Raw genomic sequence first — 943 nt, 5'->3', positions numbered from 1 at the left:
GCGCTCGCGGTGTTTGCGCGCCACGTCATTCGGGTTGGCCTGGGCGGCGGACTTGGCCTGGGCCTCCATGGCCGAGCTCTTCGCCTGTTCCTGGGCCCGCTCCGCGGTCTGCCCCTTGTCCTTCTGCGCGGTCTTCTTTCTCGACTTGGCCATGATCGCCTCCTGGAACCTCGAACGAGTGGCCGCCCTCAGCCTTACATGGGCTGATATGCCGCGCATGTCGGACAGATACCGTGCGTAAGCTTCACTGACCGGACGGCCGGATCGGCACGCCGATGATCGAGTTCCGGCTGATAACCCCCGGCGCGGTCGGGCAGACTCGAAGGAGCCGACCGGGAGGCCGACCGAGAGTGGGTGGATTGTGGACCGCTGCGTCGTCCTCGTGGACGCCGGGTACCTCTTGGGCGCCGCCGCGAGTCTGCTGGCAGGTGAGCCCAGCCGGTCCCGCATCAGCGTCGATCACACCGCGCTGATCCAGGCGCTGCGGGAGCAGGCCGAAGCCGACACCGAGCGCGCGCTGCTGCGCATCTACTGGTTCGACGGCGCCCCCGACCGGGTGCCCCAGCCCGAGCACCGCAGGCTGCGCGTCATGCCCCGGGTGACCGTCCGCCTGGGCGCGCTGACCCGCAGCGACGGCCGCTGGGCGCAGAAGGGGGTGGACGCCGCGATGCACGCCGAGCTCACCGAGCTGGCACGCAACCGCGCCTGCTCCGACATCGTGCTGGTCACCGGCGACGGCGATCTGCTGCCCGGACTGATGTCCGCCAAGGAGCACGGCGTCGCCGTCCATCTGTGGGCGGTGCAGGCCGCCGACGGCGACTACAACCAGTCCGAGGACCTGGTCGCCGAGGCCGACGAGCGGCGGGTGCTCGACCGCAGCTGGATCACCCGCGTCGTCCGCGCCAAGGACATGTCCGGCGTCTGCGCCCCGGCCCCGGAGCCC

1 protein-coding gene is annotated in these 943 nt (G+C 70.9%); it reads left to right on the top strand.

Going from position 1 to position 943, the window contains the following annotated elements; all coding sequences use genetic code 11:
* Positions 1–361: 361 nt before the first annotated feature.
* Positions 362–943: NYN domain-containing protein (locus tag G5C65_RS37715; protein WP_165303571.1), on the top strand; the 582-nt coding region annotated here is incomplete at its 3' end.

Origin of the sequence: Streptomyces boncukensis, from assembly GCF_011045075.1 — a bacterium.
Taxonomy (GTDB): Bacteria; Actinomycetota; Actinomycetes; order Streptomycetales; family Streptomycetaceae; genus Streptomyces; species Streptomyces boncukensis.
Note: the sequence above shows the minus strand (reverse complement) of the source record. Positions and strands in the feature narration are given on the sequence as shown.